We start from the raw sequence: 18,489 nt of genomic DNA on the forward strand, positions 1-18,489 counted from the left end.
GCTCTTTCTTTTTATTTAACGCTGGAGGCGAGTTGGCTTAATCTTCCAGACTTCGTTGGCATAGTCGGCGATGGTTCGGTCTGCCGAGAAGCGGCCCGATTCGCAGATATTGGCCCAGCACATCTTGGCCCAGTGCTCAGGGCGGTCAACGTAGTCCTGTGCCATCTGGTCACGCGTTTGGCGGTAGGAGGCAAAATCGCCGAGGACGTACCAGGTGTCCTGGGCGTAAACACCATAGCCATCGACCAAGGAGGAGCGGAGGTCACCGAAGAGCCCGCGGGTTTCATCCCCGAGCGTCCCATCGGTCAAAGCATCTAGGACGCGAGAGAGCCCAGGCACCTCTGCCACGAGCTTGCCTGGATCGTATGTCTCGCGCAGGGTGGGGATCTCCTCATTCCTCGCGCCAAAGATATAGGCGTTTTCTTCTCCTGCGGCCTCCACAATCTCAATGTTGGCGCCGTCGAGCGTACCTAGCGTGAGAGCACCGTTCATCATGAACTTCATGTTGGAGGTTCCCGAGGCTTCTTTGCCTGCCAACGAAATCTGCTCGGAGACGTCGGCGGCGGGAATGATGTGCTCCGCGGGGGAAACGTTGTAGTTCTCAACAAAGATGACGCGGATGATGCCGTTGGTATCAGGATCATTGTTGACCAGGTCTGCCACCGAGTTGATGAACTTGATGATCTCCTTAGCACGAACGTATCCGGGTGCGGCCTTTGCGCCAAAGATGAAGGTGCGCTTGGGTACGTCCTCGCCGTCTTCCTTGATGCGGAAGTAGAGGTCCAGGATGTAGAGCGCGTTCATGAGCTGGCGCTTGTATTCGTGCAGGCGCTTGATCTGGACGTCGAAGATTGAATCTGGATCGACCTCAGCGCCCTGGTGCTGCTTAATCCATTGCACAAAGTCACGCTTGTTTGCGGCCTTGATATCCATGAGCTCTGTGAGCACCGCAGAATCCTCACCGAAGTGACGCAGCTCCTTGAGCTGTGAAAGGTGAGTAACCCAGTCATTCGATCCGCTCAGCTTGGTGAGTAGTGCGGAAAGACGCGGGTTGCACATCCTCAACCAGCGGCGTGGAGTGACGCCATTGGTCTTATTATTGAACTTCTCCGGCCACAGCTGGTACCAGTCCTTCAGCGTCTCAGCCTTGATGATCTCAGTGTGGATGGCGGCGACACCGTTGATGGAAAAGGCGGCATAACAGGCGATCCAGGCCATGTGCACCTGGCCACCGGAGACAGGCGCCATGTAGTCGATCCGAGCTTGGTCGAGGCCGCGTTCTGCCATGTCGATACGGAAGCGGCGATCAATTTCCTCAATGAGTTCCCAGATGCGCCAGAACAGTTTCTGGAAAATGGAGATCTCCCAAGACTCCAGCGCCTCGGCCAAGACCGTGTGGTTGGTATATGCAAAGGTTTCGGTGACGACTTTCCAGGCGTCATCCCAGTTCATGGCGTGGTGGTCGAGCAGGATGCGCATCAACTCTGGAATGGCGAGCACGGGGTGCGTGTCATTGAGCTGAATGCTGTTATAACGGGCAAAGCCGCTCAAGTCTCCGCCGTGTTGGGCGATGTAGTTGTCCACCATGGCTTGTAGGGAAGCCGAGACGAAGAAGTACTGTTGGCGTACTCGCAGGACTTTTCCCTCGTAGGTGGTGTCATTGGGGTAGAGGACGCGGCAGATGTCCATAACGCGCTCGCGTTCGACAATGGCATCAGTAAAGCGCTGGGAATTGAAGGCGTCGTAGTCGAATTCGTTGATGGGCTCGGACTTCCACAGCCGCAGCGTGCCTACGTTGTCGGTGCCATAGCCGGTGATAGGCATGTCATAGGGGATGGCGCGGACATCTATGTCATCGAAGTGGACGCGGCGTTGCTCGGAGGCTCTGCGGATGACGAAGGAATAGCCATTTTCCATCCAAGAATCCGGCTCTTCCTTTTGGAAGCCGTTCTCAAATGTTTGGCGGAAGAGGCCGTAGCGATAAAGAAGACCATAGCCGGTGACAGGAAAATCTTGGGTCACGGCGGAGTCAAGGAAGCAGGCGGCAAGGCGCCCGAGGCCGCCATTTCCCAGCGCTGCGTCATGCTCGGCATCGAGGACATCACTCAGCTCGTGCCCGGCCGCGGCGGCGGCAACTTTGGCATCTTCCACGAGGTCCAAGTTGGTTAAGTTGTTGAGTAGGGCGCGGCCTTGGAGAAACTCGGCGGAAAAATAGTGCTGCTGGCGCGTGGCGGCGTAGGTAGCGCGCGTGGCTTCCCAGTTATCTGCAATATGGTCGATGACTCCCGCGGAAATACCGGACCAAAACTTCAGGTCAGTGGCGCGCTGCGGACTGACTCCTGCCGCTGCGCGCACGTGTGCGGGAACTGCGGATTCGAATGCGGAATGCTGTGGTTTACTCATCGATGTACCTTCTGTCTGGCAGGGTGGGCGAGTAGCGAGAGATGTGCTTTGCGAGACTCCGCCAGTTTATCCGCATTGGCCAGTCCCCGCAGGCCCGCACGAGCCCTACCAAGCTCGCGCCTGCGTCCTAGCGGGACAGATAAGTTAGCACCGCGGCAGCAGCTGCCTTCGTAGACGCCGCAACGGTTGGCTTGTAGTCAGGCAGGAAAGTCGGCTGGTGGTTGACCGGAGGGTCATCGAGTTGCTCAGCGGGAGTGGAGCCGATGAACCAGAAGTAATAGGGCACGTTCCATGCCTGTGGCAGGTAGCAGAAGTCCTCCGAGGCGGTGGAGGGTTCGGCATCGACCGATTCTGCGCCAAAGGTGGCGTCGAAGACCTCGCGAATGGCGACATCGGCCGCTGGGTCGTTATCGGTGACTTCGCCGTGGGCGAAGTACTCAAAGGTGGGTTCTGCCGGGCTTCCCGAAGCCGCGCATTCCGCTTTCACCATTCGCTCTAGGGAGGCATAGACTCGTTCTGCCAGGGCTGGGTCGTAGAAACGCGTGTTGAGCACGAGTTCAGCGGTTTCGGGGATGATGTTGTTCTTGTCGCCGGAGTGGATCTCGCCTACGGAGATGACGAAGAACTCTTGCGGCGCGACCTCGCGGCCGACGATAGCCTGCAAGCGAATGACAATCATCGCAGCGATATAAGTGGGATCGATGGAGTTATGCGGCATTGATGCGTGAGCGGACTTACCGAAAACTCGGATGCGCAGGGAGTCGCAGCCGGCCATGATGGGTCCCGGCTTGCTGCACACTTGGCCGGCTGGGCCGGGCATAATGTGTTGGCCCAGACACAGGTCGGGGGCAGGAACCCGAGCAATCAGTTCGTCGGCAAGCATAAACTTGGCGCCCATCGATGATTCCTCCGCCGGCTGGAAAAGCGCCAGGAAGGTTCCGGTCCAGTGCTCGCGCCCTTCGTCGAGAAGCGCGCACGCCCCCAGCAACGCGGTGGTGTGCATATCGTGGCCACAGGCGTGCATATTCCCGTTGGTCGCGGCATAGGAAACGTGGGTCTCCTCGGCCACGGGGAGGCCGTCGAAGTCGGCGCGGAAAAGGACCGTGGGTCCCGGCCCATTGCGGAAGATAGCGACTATGCCGAAGCCGCCGATGCCGTCCACGATCTCAGCGTCCATGAGGGAAAGCCGCTCAAGAATCTTGGCCGCGGTGCGTTCCTCGGTGTGGGAGAGCTCCGGGTGCATATGCAGGTCTTGGTAGAAATCTTCTTGCCAAGACAGGTCGGGCGCGCCGGGCCCGAAGACTGCGGAGAGATGTGGGGAAAGTGACATAGCCTTAATCCTTTTCATTTGGGTAGGGTCGCCTACATGCCGACTATTCAATTTGATGTATTGGTCCCCGATCCGCAGGCGGATCGGGTCTCAGAAATCTTCAGTGCCGCAACAAGTGAACTGGTGAGCAAGGGATCGCTCCACAGCGCTGACGTTACCCGCGTTAATGTGGATGCGTTTCCAACGGGGCTCGAAGAGCAACTGCGCCAGACTTACCGTGACGAACACGAAGAGCGTGACCTCGACGGCGCACATGTCTATCGCTATGACATCGCCGTCGACGGCGTAACGGGCTCGGTCAATCAGCTGGCCATGGTGCTCTCCAGGCTGCTGACCCCGCACGCTGTACTGCCCAAGGACCACGTTCTATTGGAGGACGAGGTTGCTCACGAACTGCCGGCGATCTTCCCCTGGTCCATCAACATCAAACCAGAGTAGACACCAAAAACGCAGGCGCTCGCAGCGCTTAAAGGCCTAAAACCTACGGGGAAACCTACAGGAAACCTACAGTGAAAACTATAGGGAGCGGGCCTGGTAGGCGCGAGCAACTTCTTGGCCAGCATTAAAGAGGCGATCCGGCATCGAGCCAGAGCTTTCTAGCTCGACGCCGAAAGTCTCGGGGGGTACATCGGCGGCGATGTCACCGGCAACGATACCCAGGGGGGTGGGGGGAGTGCTGGTAGCGCACAGCTGGGCGATGGTGCCGACAACCTTTCCGGTTGTGGATTGCTCGTCGAAGCGCCCCTCACCGGTGACAACGAGATCCGCGCCGGAAATTCTCTCGGGCAGGCCTAAGGCCTCGGCCACATACGTGCCACCGGAGGAGACGGAAAAATGCCCGCCGTTGCCCCAGAGGGTTGCAGAAAGCCACGATAGGGCGATGGGGGTTCCACCGGCGGCCCCGTAGAACTCACTGTTCTTATCCACTCCCGTGACTTCGCACAAGTGCAAAAGTGCGCCGGCCAGAAGTGCGACTTCCTGGCGGTCCGCGCCTTTCTGGGGTGCGTACATCGTGGCGGCCTCGAGCGGAATAGCGTGCGTATCGGCTAAGAGGGTGTAATCAAGAGCGCCGGCCTTGATGTTGAGCTGCGCTGTATCGATAGTGGCCAAGCGCACGTTCGCGGCTCCGCCTTTGGGTAAGGCGTAACCTCGTAAGTCGTGGCCATAGGCGCCGAGTGCGGAAAGGATGCCCATGCCTCCGTCGACGCTGGCGCTGCCTCCTAAGCCGAGGACGATGTGCTGCGCGCCGCGCGACTGTGCGTCGGCGATGAGGACGCCTGTGCCATAGGAGTCGGCTTGGGTTGGGTTGAGACTGTCCGCCACGGCGGGCAGGCCGGTGGCAGCGGCGACGTCGATAAAAGCGGTGGTGCCCGCGAGATAGTAGCTGGCCTCGATGAGACGCCCCACGGCGTCGGTAGTTGGCAGCGTGATGGTGTGGACTAGAGCTCCGTCGAGAGCTGCAGCGTTGGCTAGGGCAGCGGCAGTGCCTTCACCGCCATCGGCCATGGGGAGGCTAACAACTGTGGCCTCGGGGAGTACAGACCTGATGCCGGAGGCAATTCCTTCAGCCGCCTCGACGGCGGTGGCAGTTCCTTTGAAAGAGTCGGGGGCGACGATGATGAGCATGCCCGTGATTATAGAGAGCCACTCGCGCTAGCTACATTCCATTTGCGTTTTTTGATGTATGCGGGGAAACTATTGGTCATTTGACCAATACTTAACTCTCCAAAGGGGACCATCCGTGTCTATCGATCAGCAGATTTCCGAGTACTACGACAAGCTCCTCAAGCGCAATGCCGGTGAACCGGAGTTTCACCAGGCAGTGTCCGAGGTGCTCGACTCCCTCAAAGTGGTTTTGGGCAAGGACCCGCACTACGCAGACGACGGCCTGGTGGAGCGCCTGTGCGAGCCGGAACGCCAGTTGATCTTCCGCGTCCCGTGGATCGATGACAAGGGTGACATCCAGGTTAACCGCGGCTTCCGTGTGCAGTTCAACTCTGCGCTGGGCCCCTACAAGGGTGGTCTGCGCTTCCACCCCTCGGTCAACCTCGGCATCATCAAGTTCTTGGGCTTCGAGCAGATCTTCAAGAACTCGCTCACTGGCCTGCCCATCGGCGGAGGCAAAGGCGGTTCTGACTTCGACCCCAAGGGTCGCTCCGACCGTGAGATTATGCGTTTTTGCCAGTCCTTCATGACTGAGCTGCAGCGCCACATTGGTGAGTACCGCGACGTTCCCGCAGGTGACATCGGCGTCGGCGGTCGTGAGATTGGTTACCTCTTCGGGCAGTACCGCCGTCTGTCCAACCAGCATGAATCCGGCGTCCTTACTGGCAAGGGCCTGACCTGGGGCGGCTCCCTCGTGCGCACCGAGGCAACCGGCTACGGCCTGGTTTACCTCACTGCGGAGATGATGCGCACCCACAAGGAATCCTTCGGTGGCGCCAAGGTCATTGTTTCCGGCTCGGGTAATGTCGCGCTCTACGCAGCAGAAAAGGCTCAGCAGCTCGGCGCGACCGTCGTTGCTATGTCGGATTCCTCCGGTTACATCACCACTCCCAACGGCGTGGACGTGGACGCACTCAAGGACATCAAGGAGGTGCGTCGTGAGCGGATCTCCGCTTACGTCGAAGAGGTAGGCAATGGTGCGCAGTACCACGCCGGAGGCAATATCTGGGAGGTAGAGGCGGACGTAGCACTGCCTTGTGCCACCCAAAACGAGCTCGATGGTGAGTCCGCCAAGCTGCTCGTAGCCAACGGCATTCGCTACGTGGCAGAGGGCGCCAACATGCCCTGTACGCCGGAGGCTGTTCACTACTTCCAGGCCAATGGAACCGCCTTTGCGCCAGCCAAGGCCGCTAACGCCGGCGGCGTGGCAACGTCCGCCTTGGAAATGCAGCAAAACGCTACCCGCGATTCCTGGTCATTCGAGTACACCGATGGCCGCCTGCACCAGATCATGTCCAACATCTTTAAGAACGTCGAGCGTACCGCCCGTGACTATGGCTGCGAAGGTGACTATGTGGCGGGCGCCAATATCGCTGGCTTCAAAAAGGTCGCTGACGCGATGCTGGCGCAGGGCGTCATCTAGCACTGCCAGCACTGCTTATATAAACCTTCGCGCAGTTTCTTTGTCCCCGCACCGCGTGGGATAAGGCGGCTGCGAGAGGTATTTAGGTACGCTATGGCGCATGTACCGCGTATTTGAGTCCCTCGATGAACTTGTTCGTAATCTGGAACAGGCCCACAGCGTGCCCATGACATCGAACTGCTTAGTGCCGCGCCACGAGATGCTGGCACTGCTCGATGATCTTCGTAATGCGTTGCCGGTAGAACTCGATGATGCGCAGGACGTGCTGGATAAACAGGATGAGATCATTCACGGCGCGGAGGATCGCGCCGCCCAAACCATTGCTCATGCTAATGCTGAGGGCGATGATGTCCTGAGCCGCGCCCAGGCGGACTCTGAAGCCATGGTCCATGACGCGCAGCAGCACGCGGATTCCACGCTCTCGCGGGCAGAGGAGGACGCGCGCACCCTCATGGACAAGGCACACGATGAAGCGGAGCGCACCGTCGCCCAGGCCAACAGCGAATATGATCGCACCGTGGCGGATGCGCGCGCGGAGCAAGAGCGCCTAGTTTCCCAGGCTGAGGTAGTTCGTCGCGCCAGCGAGGAGGCGCACCGCATCGTCGAGGCTGCACACACCGAGTCGAACCGGCTGCGTAGCGAGTGCGATGACTTTGTCGATAGCAAGCTCGGTGAGTTTGAAGCCTCCCTCGGCGGCCTACTGCGGACCGTTAACTCGGATCGCGCGGCACTGCGTCGCGGAGCAGGAGTTCGTTCCCGCGGAGCGGGGGAGCGCGCGCCGCGCACCGAACGGGAGCGCTAGGGAGGCAGCAATAGTTCTCGGATAGAGACCCTATTGCCGCTAGCCAATGATGCGGCCGCGCGTCACGCGCTGGTCGTATTCGTGTTCAGCCTTGAGCGAACTGAGGATGACGAAAGCAGTGATGATGGCCGCGACAAAACCGGGGAAAGCATAGACCGTCCACATGGTGGCGATTTCTCCGCGCAGGACGTCGAGATAGTCTGCTCCGTGCACTCCATAGCGGCTGAAAAACAACAGCGACTCGAAAGCAGCTGCCCCAGCGAGCATCGCGGGGACGCTGATGAATACACCGGAGATGACATCACCGGTGAGCCATTGCAGCACGGCCACGAAGACGCAGAAGCACAGGGCGCCAACCATCACGGCGAGCTCGAAAGGCAAAGGGCTTAGCGTTATGGCGCCGACGATACTGCCGGCCAGCACGGCTAAGAAGGCAATTCTCCTTGCTCCGAACCTTCCGGTACCGCGGGCCCTCAGCTTTAACAGGGCTAGCTTGGGTGGCAGGAGCCGGTGGCATATACATCCGAAGGCGAAAATCCCCAGGGCCGGAGCCAGGCCGACGAGGACGAGCTCTGTGAAAACTTGTCCCGCTACGGTGGTCATGCTTGGTTCCATGATCCATAGCCTAAGCACAGTTGAGCGCTCGTTAAAGGCCCTTGGCGCAGCACATAGGGGCTTATGACGCAGCTTCCAGCCCCTTGCCAGCTTGAAAGTTGAGGAAGGGGCCTGCCGGAGTAGTCTTTCAAGAATGCTTGAAGCCGGTTCTACAGGGTAGTGTGTATAGCGTTATGACATCACCGCTTAAATTCAATGTTGCTGATCTTCTCCGCAGCCAGGGTGCAGAAGCCATGCCTGAGCAGCGGAGCCAGACCGGTCCCGCCCCAGAAAGAATCGGCCTTTCCATGATCGCCGTCGAGAAGGGCGATGACATCACCGTCGATGCCACCTTGACTCCGCTGGGATCCGGCGTATTGGTCGATGCCGATGTAACTGGAACACTCACAGCTCAGTGCGCGCGGTGCCTACGCGAGCTGCATCCGCACCTCGATCTCCATGTCTCCCAGGTGTTTTCTGCCGATGATTCCTTCGTCACGGGCGATGCCGCCCCCGAGGATCTTGGTTCAGGCGATGAGATTCCCGCCATTGTGGCCGATGATCTCGATCTCCTGCAGACCGTGATCGACGAGGCAGGGCTCAACCTTCCTTTCGCCCCGGTATGTGAGGAAGGCTGCGAAATCGATACGCCAGAGGGCGTGGAAACCGGCGTCTTGGATGACGGGGATGACGCTGAAGAAGAGGAAGAAAAGGTCGACCCACGGTGGTCGGGTTTGGAGAAGTTCCTGTGAGCAAGAAGAAGAAACTAACCGGTGAGGAGGCGCTTTTCGCGGCCTTCGCTGCCGTCGATCACGCGCCATTGCTCGCGCAGTTGGGCGTCGAGATGTCGGAGGAGTACTTGCGCCATGCTCTGACGCACCGCTCCTTTGCCAACGAGAATGGTCACCTTCCCAATAACGAGCGCCTCGAGTTCTTGGGCGATGCGGTGCTGGGCCTTTCCGTGGCTTCCAAGCTTTATACGGTCTATCCCTCGCGCCCGGAGTCCGATATTTCCAAGATGCGGGCCTCCATAGTCTCGCGCTATGGCCTCTCCGATATCGCGCGGGAAATTGAGCTGGGCAAGCACATCCTCCTCGGCAAGGGGGAGCAGTCCACTGGTGGGCGCGATAAGGACTCGATCCTGGCGGATACCACCGAGGCGATCTTCGGCGCCATCTACCTTCAGTTCGGTTTCGAAACCGCGCGTGAAGTCATCTTGCGCCTCTTTGCCAAGAAGATTGAGAATGCTTCCATTTCCGGGCGCCACCTGGATTGGAAGACCACTCTGCAGGAGCTCTGCGCTGATCTGCATGCCTCCATGCCGGTCTATACCGCCACCTCCACTGGTCCCGAACACGATCAGACCTTCAGCGCCGTCGCCACAGTGGCGGGCGTGTCGGTGGGTCAGGGAGTGGGCCACAACAAGAAGCTTGCCGAGCAGGAAGCTGCCCAACAGGCATTTCATACCCTCCGCGAGACGCCCTTGTTGGTGCAAGGCACGGCCGACAAAGAGCGATAACGAGAGCCAATGCCCGAATTACCGGAGGTCGAGACCGTTCGCCGCGGGCTCGAGCCTTACTTGAAGGGGCGTAGCTTCGCGCAGATGGAGGTACTGCATCCGCGTGCGAACCGCGGGCAGGAGGCACCGCTCAAGCAGCTCCTTGAGCGAAGAACAATCCGTGGCGTGGCGCGGCGAGGAAAATTCCTGTGGCTTGAGTTTGCGGACGAGAACCTTAAGGACCCTTCGCGTGATGTCATGTTCATTCATCTGGGCATGTCGGGGCAGCTGCGCATCGGCCCTAGCGATTCCAAACACGTGCGTATCCGTACGCGCTTGAGCGACGGCACCGAGCTGAGCTTTATCGATCAACGCACCTTTGGCTACTGGCTTTTCGCGCCCTGGCTGAAGATTGCACACATCGCCCCAGATCCTCTCGAGGCAGACTTTGATGCTGCGGCCGCCGCGCGCAAGATCCGTGCCAAACGCACAGTGATTAAGACGGCGCTGTTGGACCAGACGGTGGTCTCTGGCATCGGCAACATCTATGCCGATGAGGCATTATGGCGCGCAAAGATTCACCCCCAAACCAAGGCCTGTGATCTCTCGCAGGCCAAGGCCCTAGCGCTTGTCGATGCCGCCACCACCGTCATGCGCGGGGCCCTCGCCGTCGGCGGCACCAGCTTCGATGCGCTTTATGTCAATGTCAACGGCGAGTCGGGGTACTTTTCCCGCTCGCTGCATGCCTATGGCCGCACGGGGAAGTCCTGTGATCGCTGTGGCAGCCCAATTCGCCGCATCGTTGTCGGCGGCCGTTCTTCGCACTTTTGCCCCCGCTGTCAGCGCAGAACCTCAGCGAGGTCACGGGTGCGGGAGTAGTATCACGCCTCATGGGGATTGATGCGGTGCTGCTCAGGCGGATTCTTCGTGCCTTGGTTCAAGTCTTGGTTCTCGGGCTCGGTTGGTGGGCGCGGAAGCACCCGAACACGGTAAAGACGCGGCCGAATCGTCAACGTATGCCGAAGTTCATTGCGATTTTCGGCTGGGTTCTTTTCGTCGTTGGTGCAGTGCAGGCGGCTATCGGCCTTTCCACTGATCCAGCGCGCGCAAATAATTTGAAGGGAATGCTGGTTGCGTCGGCGCTCATGATCCTCGCTAGTTTGGTGTTCGTTGTAATCCAGCACAATTGGTTCGTCGAGCCAGGGGCCGATCGGGTGGATTTTCGCACCGTATTCGGTCGCGAGAAGCACATCGAGTATCAAGATATTGTCCGTGTGCGCGAGTACAGCGCGCAGGGGCAGCCGTTTATCCAAGTGCGGGACTCACATGGCACCAAACTCGGTCTGAGCCTGCCGCTTTATGACATGAGCCCCTTGCTGGACTACCTCGACGCGCATCCCCCGCAGTCCACCCGGAACTGAGCGTTCCCAGCTGGTCCGCTGGTTTAGAGCCCATCCTTGAGGCGTTCCTGCAAAGCGAATCTCACGGTATTCCACTCGGATTCTATAATCGAGAAAACGACAGTATCTCTAACCGTGCCGTTCTCGAGCAGAATGTGATTTCTTAGGACACCGTCTTGTTTCGCTCCGAGTTTTTCAATGGCCGCGCGAGATTGGCGGTTCTGCCAATGAGTACGGAACTCCACTGCGAGGCAATCTAGTTCTTCAAAAGCTCTGGAGAGCAGTAGGAGCTTCGCTGCAGGGTTGATCAGCGTTCCTTGAGAGGCGTTCCCAAGCCAGGTGGAACCGATTTCCACACGTCTATTCGCAGGATCGAGATTCATGAAGGTTGTCATTCCGACTGCCTTTCCCGAAATCTGATCAATGATTGCCCAGGGCGCCATCGTTCCTTTGGCTTGCAAATCCAGCCGCTCCGAAATGACCTTCGACATGGTTTCTGGCGAAGGTATATGGGTGTACCAGACCTTCCACAGGTCATCGACTTTTACCGCCGCTATGAGGTCTTGCTCATGGGACAAGCTCAGGGGCTCCAGACGAACAAAATGGTTGTCAAGAATTGGAGTGTCTGCAAAAGGCATGGTCAATACTCCTAAGTATGTGCCGATTTTGAAAGAAGAATGCGTGTGGGGGGAGGACGTCTAAGGTGAGGTGAAGGCTGCGAGGCAGTGGAGATACAAGCGCCTCAACTGCTCACTATATGCTTGTTGGGCTCTCCAGCTCACGCAGCAAAGAATTGGCTTTGCTGTCTAGCGCACCTGCTTACTATCAGATGACCTCGACTCCGCAACGAATGAGTGCTGTGCGTGCTTGCAGGCCGAGGAAGCCGCCAAGATCCTGCACCTTCTTGAGCTGGGGGAGCGCAACGATATCGCTTTCACTGAGACTTTCCATATGGAAGGCACCGTCTTCACCGTCCCACTGGGGGATGAGTTGAAGATAGATTTCATTACCTCCATCGAAAACAATCTCCTCCACTCTTTCAGCAAGTCGCGCTGGAATCGGAAGAGTCCGGAACCACTCGAGCACTGAGGGAATGCATTCGAGCCCGGTGTCTTCAGGGTTAAAGGATTGATCGCCTTGATCTGCGGCGAAGTCGTAGACGTCAAAACGGGGCTTGAGAAGATCTTGTTCATACATCAACTCTTGGATCACCGCGAGGCGGAAGGGCAGCGATAGGAACTCGAGTAGAGGTTCATCACTAACGGGGTGTTTCCATCTGCCTGTTGGCGCTCTCTCGAGGGAAGGCCGGTTGTCACTGGGCGGCGCATTGTAGGTGATGCTCACCCACGCAAAGCGATGCGCTGCGGCGCGGACATAATCCGTCAGCTCGTCAGTCGCAGCTTTGGCTTTTCTTTGCACGAGATTGAGTGTGCGGAGATCGCCACATTCCGTTGCATTCAGGAAGAACGTCGCTGTCCACTCTCCAGCATGCGTATCCAGGGAAATATATGCTGTGCGCAAGTCCGCCTGTGGAATGGAAGACTGCGGTGAGCGACCTTCGACGGTGAGGGAGCCAGGAAAGAGCTGGGAAGGCCGCTTGCTGGCAAAATCAAAGTACATGGCTGCTTCACCTACTGGATCCTCTGCAAGGCGAACACCGAGTTCTGTAGTGTCTTCGCCATCCACGGTGAAGGCGAAGATGCCCACCTCATCCCACATTGCCAGCGATTCATAGCCCTTGCGCTCGAAATCTCCCGAGGCTCCAGTCGAGGACACTAATCGTGCCGGGCCGAAAATCTCGGCGAGTGAAGATACATTGAGGGGATTTAGCGGCTTGTCGTTGATGCAGATGCCCGTGGCTCTAATATCAAGGTGAAGTGCGTTGTAATCGTGGCAGGCAGCAGTCTTGTGCTCGCTGGAATCCCGCGGATCTTCTTGAGGCGCTTGAGCCTTGTTGCGGCGATGGAAAAATGACCACATGTCAGTGCAGTGTAGCGGATTCACCCAGCCTGAGCAGTCTGTTTAGCTGAACCAAGCGACGCTGGAGTTGCCTGATGCATGCCCAGCCGGCGCTGGCTTCCACGACAGTTGAAACTCGCTTATCTCAGCTGTTTGTTGAGTCAGTGTGAGCAGGTAGGTTCCCTCAGGAACTGGGAGGTGAAGTGCGGAGGAGGAAAGCGCGGAGGTATCGCTGTATTGTGCCGCCATGGTCAGCTGAGTGTAATCCGTTAACCAGAGTCCTTGGGGTCCGCACTTCACCACACCAAGCGCTTCTCGGAACGGCTGGCTGGGGGTGGAAGGGACATCGATAAGCAGTGGGGCGTCTGCGTGGTTAGGGCCGGGGGAGGCAATGAAGATGCTCCCGAGGTTGCCTTGTTGGGCGACGTGAGCCAGCAGCTGGTCTAGGGTCCAGTCCTCGGCCACGAATCCAGAGTAGAAATCCTTCGCTATGACACAAACGAAGCCGTCTTCATCGACGCCTTGGTTGAGGGCTTTAAACATGAGAATAACCTTAATCTTTGATTGTGTCCTCCCTTAAAGGGTGGGAGGGCGTAGGTTGCTTGATGTGGAGCGTACTCCACCGCTCTGAACTGTGTTAAAGCTTTTGGGCGTGGTGAAGGTGGCAGCTATAACAGGGCTGGGCGATTCGATAAATCGTTATAGTGCTTAAGAATTATTAGAAAAACTTAGAGTTTAGACGGCGGCCAGAATGACAGTGACCGAAGGAGTTTAAAAAGTAATGGGATATTTTAATCTGAGGCCATGGAAGAAGGCGCCTGAGCTCCCAGCTAAGACTGTCGAGCCCGAAGTTCCACCCACCCGCATTTTGTTGCGTCGGGCTGAAGAGTATCAGCAGATGGTTGCTGATGTGCTGGAAGCAGGAGCCAGCGAAGATGAACTTCCGATCGCTGAGCCGGTGGCAAACGGTGTGGTAGAGATGTGGTCTATTGACCGCGGGGACCATTTTGAGCATCTCTCACAACGCCACCTTGACCAGGCTGGGCTCAGCTTCAGGGTGAGCTACCCTGACGATCCAGATCTGTGCGCGTCCTTCATCCTGGTCGCCGATGAGTGGCTGGATACGTCTTCATTACTCGGGGAGGCCGTTTATGCTGTGGGAACGCGTACGCTCCTCCATGTGTGTGGCTCCGAGGACGCAGCTGCAGTCGGCGGAATGATTCAGATTGCGGAGACCTTCTACGAGGAGGGCCTGTCAGATCCGAAGAACAATGGGATGCCTTTGACTCCCCGTCCTTTAGTCATGCAGGACGGTGTTCTCGCCGACTTTACTGAGGAATAACGCCGCGGTAACTCCGAAGAATAGCAACAGTAGGTAATGCTCCTAGGTGAGCACGACCGCTCCTCGTGGTGGAAGCGTGTCCAAGAAGCGAAGCCAGGTTTTGGGCTAAGATACAGTGTCCACAACAAGGAGTGATGTAGATGACCGAGCGTCTTACGGCATTTGTCCACGGGAGTGTCCAAGGTGTGGGCTTTCGTTGGTGGACCCGCTCACGAGCTCTAGAGCTGGGGCTTTCCGGGCATGCAACGAACATGAATGATGGTCGGGTGCAAGTGGTCTGCGAGGGGCCACGCACCGACTGCGAAGCTATGCTTGGACTGCTGCGGGAGCAGCCATCAAGTACCAATCGCCCCGGCTTTGTCGACGGCGTTTTCGAACAATGGTCTGCGCCTAAGGGCGAGCAAGGCTTCATTGAGCGTTAGTGCTGCGCTTGAGCGTCGAGAGTCAACGCTGCCGCAGTGACTTGCTAAGATTCTGGGAATGCACCTCAAATCGCTCACGCTCAAGGGCTTCAAATCCTTTGCGTCGGCGACGACCCTGAAATTCGAGCCCGGAATCTGCGCCGTCGTCGGCCCCAACGGATCGGGAAAATCCAACGTCGTCGATGCGTTGGCGTGGGTCATGGGGGAAGGCAGCGCAAAGACCCTGCGCGGAGGGAAGATGCAGGATGTCATCTTCGCCGGCGCGGGTGATCGCAAGGCTCTTGGCCGCGCGGAAGTCTCTTTAACCATAGACAACTCCGATGGGGCACTTGGCATCGATTACTCGGAAGTCTCCGTCACCCGCCGCATGTTCCGGGATGGCGCGAGCGAGTACGAGATCAATGGTGCCAAGGCACGCCTGATGGATATTCAGGAACTACTGTCTGATTCCGGCATTGGGCGCGAGATGCACATCATCGTCGGCCAAGGAAAACTGGCGGAGATTCTCGAGTCCCGGCCCGAAGATCGCCGCTCCTATATTGAGGAGGCGGCCGGAATACTCAAGCATCGCCGCCGCAAGGAGAAGGCGCAGCGCAAGCTCGTTGGAATGCAGGCTAACCTAGACCGGCTCGAGGACCTCACTGAGGAGCTTGGAAAACAACTCAAGCCTTTGGCACGGCAGGCTGAGGCGGCCAAACGCGCTGCTACCGTGCAGGCGGATCTCCGTGATGCGCGCCTGCGTATCGCCGGTGCGAAAGTGGTGGAACTGCGAGCCAAGTTTGAGGATTCCCAGCAGCAAGCAGAGATGCTTGCTGCGCAGGTTGAAGAGTTATCCGCGCAGCTAGAGGAAAGCAGCCAGCGTCAGGCAGAGGTCGAAGCGGAGCTAGCTGAGGTTGCCCCACGCACGGAAGCTGCCCAGAAGCTGTGGTTTGATCTTTCAACCCTGTCGGAACGCATTTCTGCGACGCAAAGGATTGCTGCTGAACGGGCAAGCAACGCGGGAGCGCAGGTGCCTTATGCGGGTGAAGACCCCGCCGAACTAGAAGCGCGGGCGGCCGCGGCGGATGAGGAGTTCGCAGAACTTTTGGCTGGGGCAGAGGAAACGGCAGAGACGCTGGAGGCTATCCGCGAGGAAGTCGCCGAAAAGAAGGAAGCCTTCGCGGCCGCAGAGAAAGAGCACTTGGCGCAGTTGCGGGCACTAGCGGATCGCCGCGAAGGCGTAGTGCGGCTCATCGCCGCCGAGGAAAGCCTGAGCCAACAAGTCAATGCTCGTGAGGAAGAACGCTCGCGCCTGAATGAAAGCGTGGATTCTTTTAAGCAGCGCACAGTCTCCGCGAAGCAGGAGGCCGCCGAAGTGGCTGCAGCGCAACGCAACCTTGTTGCTGAGCGTAGCCCCTTGGAAGAAGAGAAGGCGCGCCGGACACAGGAAGCTGCAGCGGCGGAGGCACGTCTCGAGGAATTGCGGGAACTGCAAAGGCAGCGCGAGGGTGCTGTCTACGCTCTGCGTTCGAGGATCGAGACCTTGGAGCAGACCATTCCGCAGTCTGCGGACCTGGGGGAGGAGTTTCGCCCAGTGGCGGGGTTTGTTTCGACCTCGCTGGAGACTGCTGTTGCCGCAGCGCTGGGGCCTTTCAAAGAGGCCTTGGTCGGAGAAGCTGGACCCGAGATTATCGCGCAGCTGGAAGAATCTTCGCGCACCGCGATTGTTGACGTGGATTCGAGCCTTGCAGGAACGCAATGGCGCGTCGAAGCAGATCTTCCCGCAGGAGCCACGTGGCTCTTAGATCATCTCACTCTGGCTGGCGAGGTGGCGGTGGCGCTCACGCGCCTGCTAGCGGATGTCGCCTTGGTCAACGACATTGAAGCGGGGCGGCAACTAGTGGCGGCGGACCCACGGCTGCGGGCAGTGACCGCCCGCGGAACCCTCATGGGGGAGGGCTGGCTGCAGGTGGGCACCGGCTCTGCCTCGACCATCGAGGTCAACGCGCGCATAGAGAAGGCCAGCGCAGAGCTGTCGACGGCTGGGCGGGAGCTTGAGGAGCTCTCCGGAACTCTTCAGGGTGCTAAACTCGCGGCGGAAGAAGCGCGGGTGGCTGCTGCCGCCGCTACCGCTGCCCTGCGCGAGCATGACTCGCAGGTAGAGACCTGGGAGCGTGACCATCAGCGGCTGCGCAAGCAATACGAGGCAAATAAGGCAGAAGAAGAAAAAGCACTGTCCCGTGCCGAGACGCTCGATGAGCAGATTGCCCGCCTACACGCCGAGCTTGAGCAAGCACGGGATCGCCTTGCTCGCGCTGATGATGACTCAAACGCGGAGCCCGAAGAGCCTGCGGCGCAGACTCGCGACATGGCTTTTAGTGCGCTAGAACAGGTGAAGGCGATGGAGATGGAAGCGCAGTTGGCCGCCCGCTCCGCCCAGGACCGAGTAGCCCAGGTGCGTGGGAAGGGTGATGCGCTGCGCCGCCAGGCTCAGCACGAAAAGCAGGCGCAGGCACGCCACGAGCAGGCGATGGCGCGGCGCAAGGCGCAGGCTGAACTGGCAAGGGTTGTCAGTGCACATGCACGCGATCTTGCAGCGCGCACCGATTTTGCCCTGGACAAGGCCGCGGCCCAGCGTGAAGAGTTGCTGGCGCGGCGTACTGCTCTTGGCGCCCAGCTGCAAGAGGTCAAGAAAGAGGTATCAGCGGCGCGCGCGCACGCGGAGCGGCTGAGAAACAATGCCCATAGCAGTGAGATTGCCCGCTCCCAGGCTCAAGTGCGCCTGCAGGAGTCGGAGTCAAAGATAGTCGAGCAACTGGGAGTATCCATTCCTGACCTGCTGCGGGACTACACCCCGGATGAGGACTTCGACAGACAAGCAGAAAACGCCCGCCTGAAGCAGGCGGAGAGGGATCTCAACTCGCTCGGCAAGGTCAACCCGCTGGCTCTCGAGGAGTACAAGGCTCTCGAAGAGCGCTACTCTTTTCTCTCCCAGCAGCTGGCGGACGTGGTCCAGGCCCGTGAGGATCTCACGGGTGTTATAGCGGACGTCGACAAGCACATCCTGCGCCTCTTTAGTGATGCCTGGCGCGATGTGGAAGCTGAGTTTCCTAGGGTCTTTGCCACGCTGTTTCCCGGTGGGGAGGGGCGCCTTATCCTTACAGAGCCGGAATCGCTCCTCACAACCGGCATCGAGGTTGAGGCGCGCCCACCGGGCAAGAAAGTCAAGCGCCTTTCCTTGCTCTCTGGCGGAGAAAAGTCATTGACCGCGCTCGCCATGCTTGTCGCCATCTTCCGTGCCCGGCCTAGCCCCTTCTACGTCATGGATGAGGTGGAAGCCGCGCTCGATGACGTGAACCTACGGCGGCTGATTGCGCTTTTTGAGGAGTTGCGTAAGGATTCGCAGCTCATTGTTATCACTCACCAGAAACCCACGATGGACGTGGCTAATGTTCTCTACGGCGTGACCATGCGTGGGGACGGGATAACGCGTGTGCTCTCCCAGCGCATGCACCCGGCTGGCACTGCACCCGGTGCCGCGGCTGCTGCTAGCGACGCCGCGCGCCTGGGTGTGGATGCGACATCGCTGCCGCGTGAATAAGAGTTCATCGCGTCCACATTAAGGGCTGCGGCAAGGAAGAGCCGCGAAGCAACGTTTCGCGCTGAGCCCTG

17 protein-coding genes are annotated in these 18,489 nt (G+C 58.8%); 10 read left to right on the forward strand and 7 right to left on the reverse strand.

Annotated elements, in window-relative coordinates; genetic code table 11:
- Nucleotides 1–15: 15 nt before the first annotated feature.
- Complete coding sequence (locus B2696_RS10275; RefSeq protein ID WP_286955245.1) at nucleotides 16–2,403, reverse strand: glycogen/starch/alpha-glucan phosphorylase; 2,388 nt, start codon at nucleotides 2,401–2,403, stop codon at nucleotides 16–18.
- A gap of 127 nt (nucleotides 2,404–2,530) precedes the next feature.
- Nucleotides 2,531–3,733, reverse strand: coding sequence for an amidohydrolase (locus B2696_RS10280; protein WP_286955246.1), 1,203 nt, complete (start codon nucleotides 3,731–3,733; stop codon nucleotides 2,531–2,533).
- A gap of 36 nt (nucleotides 3,734–3,769) precedes the next feature.
- Here B2696_RS10280 and B2696_RS10285 point away from each other — a divergent pair, with 36 nt between their 5' ends.
- Nucleotides 3,770–4,171: a hypothetical protein gene (locus tag B2696_RS10285; protein WP_286955247.1), complete on the forward strand. Its 402-nt coding sequence runs from the start codon at nucleotides 3,770–3,772 to the stop codon at nucleotides 4,169–4,171.
- 78 nt (nucleotides 4,172–4,249) lie between these two features.
- Here B2696_RS10285 and B2696_RS10290 read toward each other — a convergent pair whose 3' ends face one another.
- Nucleotides 4,250–5,359 (reverse strand): glycerate kinase, encoded by a 1,110-nt coding sequence (locus tag B2696_RS10290; protein ID WP_286955248.1) that lies wholly within the window; start codon nucleotides 5,357–5,359, stop codon nucleotides 4,250–4,252.
- A gap of 115 nt (nucleotides 5,360–5,474) precedes the next feature.
- On the opposite strand from B2696_RS10290, the gene gdhA reads away from it, so the two are divergent.
- On the forward strand, nucleotides 5,475–6,821 hold the full coding sequence (gene gdhA / locus B2696_RS10295) for an NADP-specific glutamate dehydrogenase (RefSeq protein WP_286955249.1): 1,347 nt from the start codon (nucleotides 5,475–5,477) through the stop codon (nucleotides 6,819–6,821).
- A 100-nt stretch (nucleotides 6,822–6,921) separates the two neighbouring features.
- Nucleotides 6,922–7,623 carry a DivIVA domain-containing protein gene (locus tag B2696_RS10300; RefSeq protein ID WP_276621704.1) on the forward strand — a complete coding sequence of 234 codons (702 nt, stop codon included), beginning with the start codon at nucleotides 6,922–6,924 and terminating at the stop codon, nucleotides 7,621–7,623.
- Between the two features lie 39 nt (nucleotides 7,624–7,662).
- Here B2696_RS10300 and B2696_RS10305 read toward each other — a convergent pair whose 3' ends face one another.
- Nucleotides 7,663–8,226 carry a hypothetical protein gene (locus B2696_RS10305; protein WP_276621703.1) on the reverse strand — a complete coding sequence of 188 codons (564 nt, stop codon included), beginning with the start codon at nucleotides 8,224–8,226 and terminating at the stop codon, nucleotides 7,663–7,665.
- A 185-nt stretch (nucleotides 8,227–8,411) separates the two neighbouring features.
- On the opposite strand from B2696_RS10305, the gene B2696_RS10310 reads away from it, so the two are divergent.
- The 4 genes from B2696_RS10310 to B2696_RS10325 are packed head-to-tail and all read left to right on the forward strand — an operon-like array spanning nucleotide 8,412 to nucleotide 11,136.
- Complete coding sequence (locus B2696_RS10310; RefSeq protein WP_075730066.1) at nucleotides 8,412–8,969, forward strand: YceD family protein; 558 nt, start codon at nucleotides 8,412–8,414, stop codon at nucleotides 8,967–8,969.
- Complete coding sequence (gene rnc / locus B2696_RS10315; protein WP_075730065.1) at nucleotides 8,966–9,736, forward strand: ribonuclease III; 771 nt, start codon at nucleotides 8,966–8,968, stop codon at nucleotides 9,734–9,736. The genes B2696_RS10310 and rnc overlap by 4 nt, the downstream gene beginning before the upstream one ends.
- A gap of 9 nt (nucleotides 9,737–9,745) precedes the next feature.
- Complete coding sequence (gene mutM / locus B2696_RS10320) at nucleotides 9,746–10,594, forward strand: bifunctional DNA-formamidopyrimidine glycosylase/DNA-(apurinic or apyrimidinic site) lyase (RefSeq protein WP_276621701.1); 849 nt, start codon at nucleotides 9,746–9,748, stop codon at nucleotides 10,592–10,594.
- 11 nt (nucleotides 10,595–10,605) lie between these two features.
- The gene (locus tag B2696_RS10325; protein ID WP_286955252.1) at nucleotides 10,606–11,136 is read left to right on the forward strand and encodes a hypothetical protein; all 531 of its coding nucleotides are present in this window, start codon (nucleotides 10,606–10,608) and stop codon (nucleotides 11,134–11,136) included.
- A 23-nt stretch (nucleotides 11,137–11,159) separates the two neighbouring features.
- On the opposite strand, the gene B2696_RS10330 is transcribed toward B2696_RS10325, so the two are convergent.
- The 3 genes from B2696_RS10330 to B2696_RS10340 form a co-directional block, all read right to left on the reverse strand.
- Complete coding sequence (locus B2696_RS10330) at nucleotides 11,160–11,753, reverse strand: GNAT family N-acetyltransferase (RefSeq protein WP_286955253.1); 594 nt, start codon at nucleotides 11,751–11,753, stop codon at nucleotides 11,160–11,162.
- A 187-nt stretch (nucleotides 11,754–11,940) separates the two neighbouring features.
- Nucleotides 11,941–13,095 (reverse strand): DUF6892 domain-containing protein, encoded by a 1,155-nt coding sequence (locus tag B2696_RS10335; RefSeq protein ID WP_286955254.1) that lies wholly within the window; start codon nucleotides 13,093–13,095, stop codon nucleotides 11,941–11,943.
- 42 nt (nucleotides 13,096–13,137) lie between these two features.
- On the reverse strand, nucleotides 13,138–13,617 hold the full coding sequence (locus B2696_RS10340) for a hypothetical protein (RefSeq protein ID WP_286955255.1): 480 nt from the start codon (nucleotides 13,615–13,617) through the stop codon (nucleotides 13,138–13,140).
- A gap of 238 nt (nucleotides 13,618–13,855) precedes the next feature.
- On the opposite strand from B2696_RS10340, the gene B2696_RS10345 reads away from it, so the two are divergent.
- The 3 genes from B2696_RS10345 (at nucleotide 13,856) to smc (ending at nucleotide 18,418) form a co-directional block, all read left to right on the forward strand.
- Nucleotides 13,856–14,416: a hypothetical protein gene (locus tag B2696_RS10345; protein ID WP_286955256.1), complete on the forward strand. Its 561-nt coding sequence runs from the start codon at nucleotides 13,856–13,858 to the stop codon at nucleotides 14,414–14,416.
- Between the two features lie 140 nt (nucleotides 14,417–14,556).
- Nucleotides 14,557–14,838, forward strand: coding sequence for an acylphosphatase (locus tag B2696_RS10350; RefSeq protein WP_075730057.1), 282 nt, complete (start codon nucleotides 14,557–14,559; stop codon nucleotides 14,836–14,838).
- A 58-nt stretch (nucleotides 14,839–14,896) separates the two neighbouring features.
- A complete protein-coding gene (smc, locus tag B2696_RS10355; protein ID WP_286955258.1) occupies nucleotides 14,897–18,418 on the forward strand; it encodes a chromosome segregation protein SMC in 3,522 nt (1,173 codons plus the stop codon).
- Nucleotides 18,419–18,489 lie beyond the last annotated feature (71 nt).

This window comes from Corynebacterium sp. UBA4397 (assembly GCF_002390965.1).
Taxonomy (GTDB): Bacteria; Actinomycetota; Actinomycetes; order Mycobacteriales; family Mycobacteriaceae; genus Corynebacterium; species Corynebacterium flavescens.

Excerpts from the sequence above, each read along its gene's own strand:
- B2696_RS10275 (WP_286955245.1), bottom strand. The coding sequence starts at position 2,403 with ATGAGTAAACCACAGCATTCCGCATTCGAATCCGCAGTTCCCGCACAC.
- B2696_RS10280 (WP_286955246.1), bottom strand. The coding sequence starts at position 3,733 with ATGTCACTTTCCCCACATCTCTCCGCAGTCTTCGGGCCCGGCGCGCCC.
- B2696_RS10285 (WP_286955247.1), top strand. The coding sequence starts at position 3,770 with ATGCCGACTATTCAATTTGATGTATTGGTCCCCGATCCGCAGGCGGAT.
- B2696_RS10290 (WP_286955248.1), bottom strand. The coding sequence starts at position 5,359 with ATGCTCATCATCGTCGCCCCCGACTCTTTCAAAGGAACTGCCACCGCC.
- B2696_RS10300 (WP_276621704.1), top strand. The coding sequence starts at position 6,922 with ATGTACCGCGTATTTGAGTCCCTCGATGAACTTGTTCGTAATCTGGAA.
- B2696_RS10305 (WP_276621703.1), bottom strand. The coding sequence starts at position 8,226 with ATGACCACCGTAGCGGGACAAGTTTTCACAGAGCTCGTCCTCGTCGGC.
- B2696_RS10310 (WP_075730066.1), top strand. The coding sequence starts at position 8,412 with ATGACATCACCGCTTAAATTCAATGTTGCTGATCTTCTCCGCAGCCAG.
- mutM (WP_276621701.1), top strand. The coding sequence starts at position 9,746 with ATGCCCGAATTACCGGAGGTCGAGACCGTTCGCCGCGGGCTCGAGCCT.
- B2696_RS10325 (WP_286955252.1), top strand. The coding sequence starts at position 10,606 with ATGGGGATTGATGCGGTGCTGCTCAGGCGGATTCTTCGTGCCTTGGTT.
- B2696_RS10330 (WP_286955253.1), bottom strand. The coding sequence starts at position 11,753 with ATGCCTTTTGCAGACACTCCAATTCTTGACAACCATTTTGTTCGTCTG.
- B2696_RS10335 (WP_286955254.1), bottom strand. The coding sequence starts at position 13,095 with ATGTGGTCATTTTTCCATCGCCGCAACAAGGCTCAAGCGCCTCAAGAA.
- B2696_RS10340 (WP_286955255.1), bottom strand. The coding sequence starts at position 13,617 with ATGTTTAAAGCCCTCAACCAAGGCGTCGATGAAGACGGCTTCGTTTGT.
- B2696_RS10345 (WP_286955256.1), top strand. The coding sequence starts at position 13,856 with ATGGGATATTTTAATCTGAGGCCATGGAAGAAGGCGCCTGAGCTCCCA.
- B2696_RS10350 (WP_075730057.1), top strand. The coding sequence starts at position 14,557 with ATGACCGAGCGTCTTACGGCATTTGTCCACGGGAGTGTCCAAGGTGTG.
- smc (WP_286955258.1), top strand. The coding sequence starts at position 14,897 with ATGCACCTCAAATCGCTCACGCTCAAGGGCTTCAAATCCTTTGCGTCG.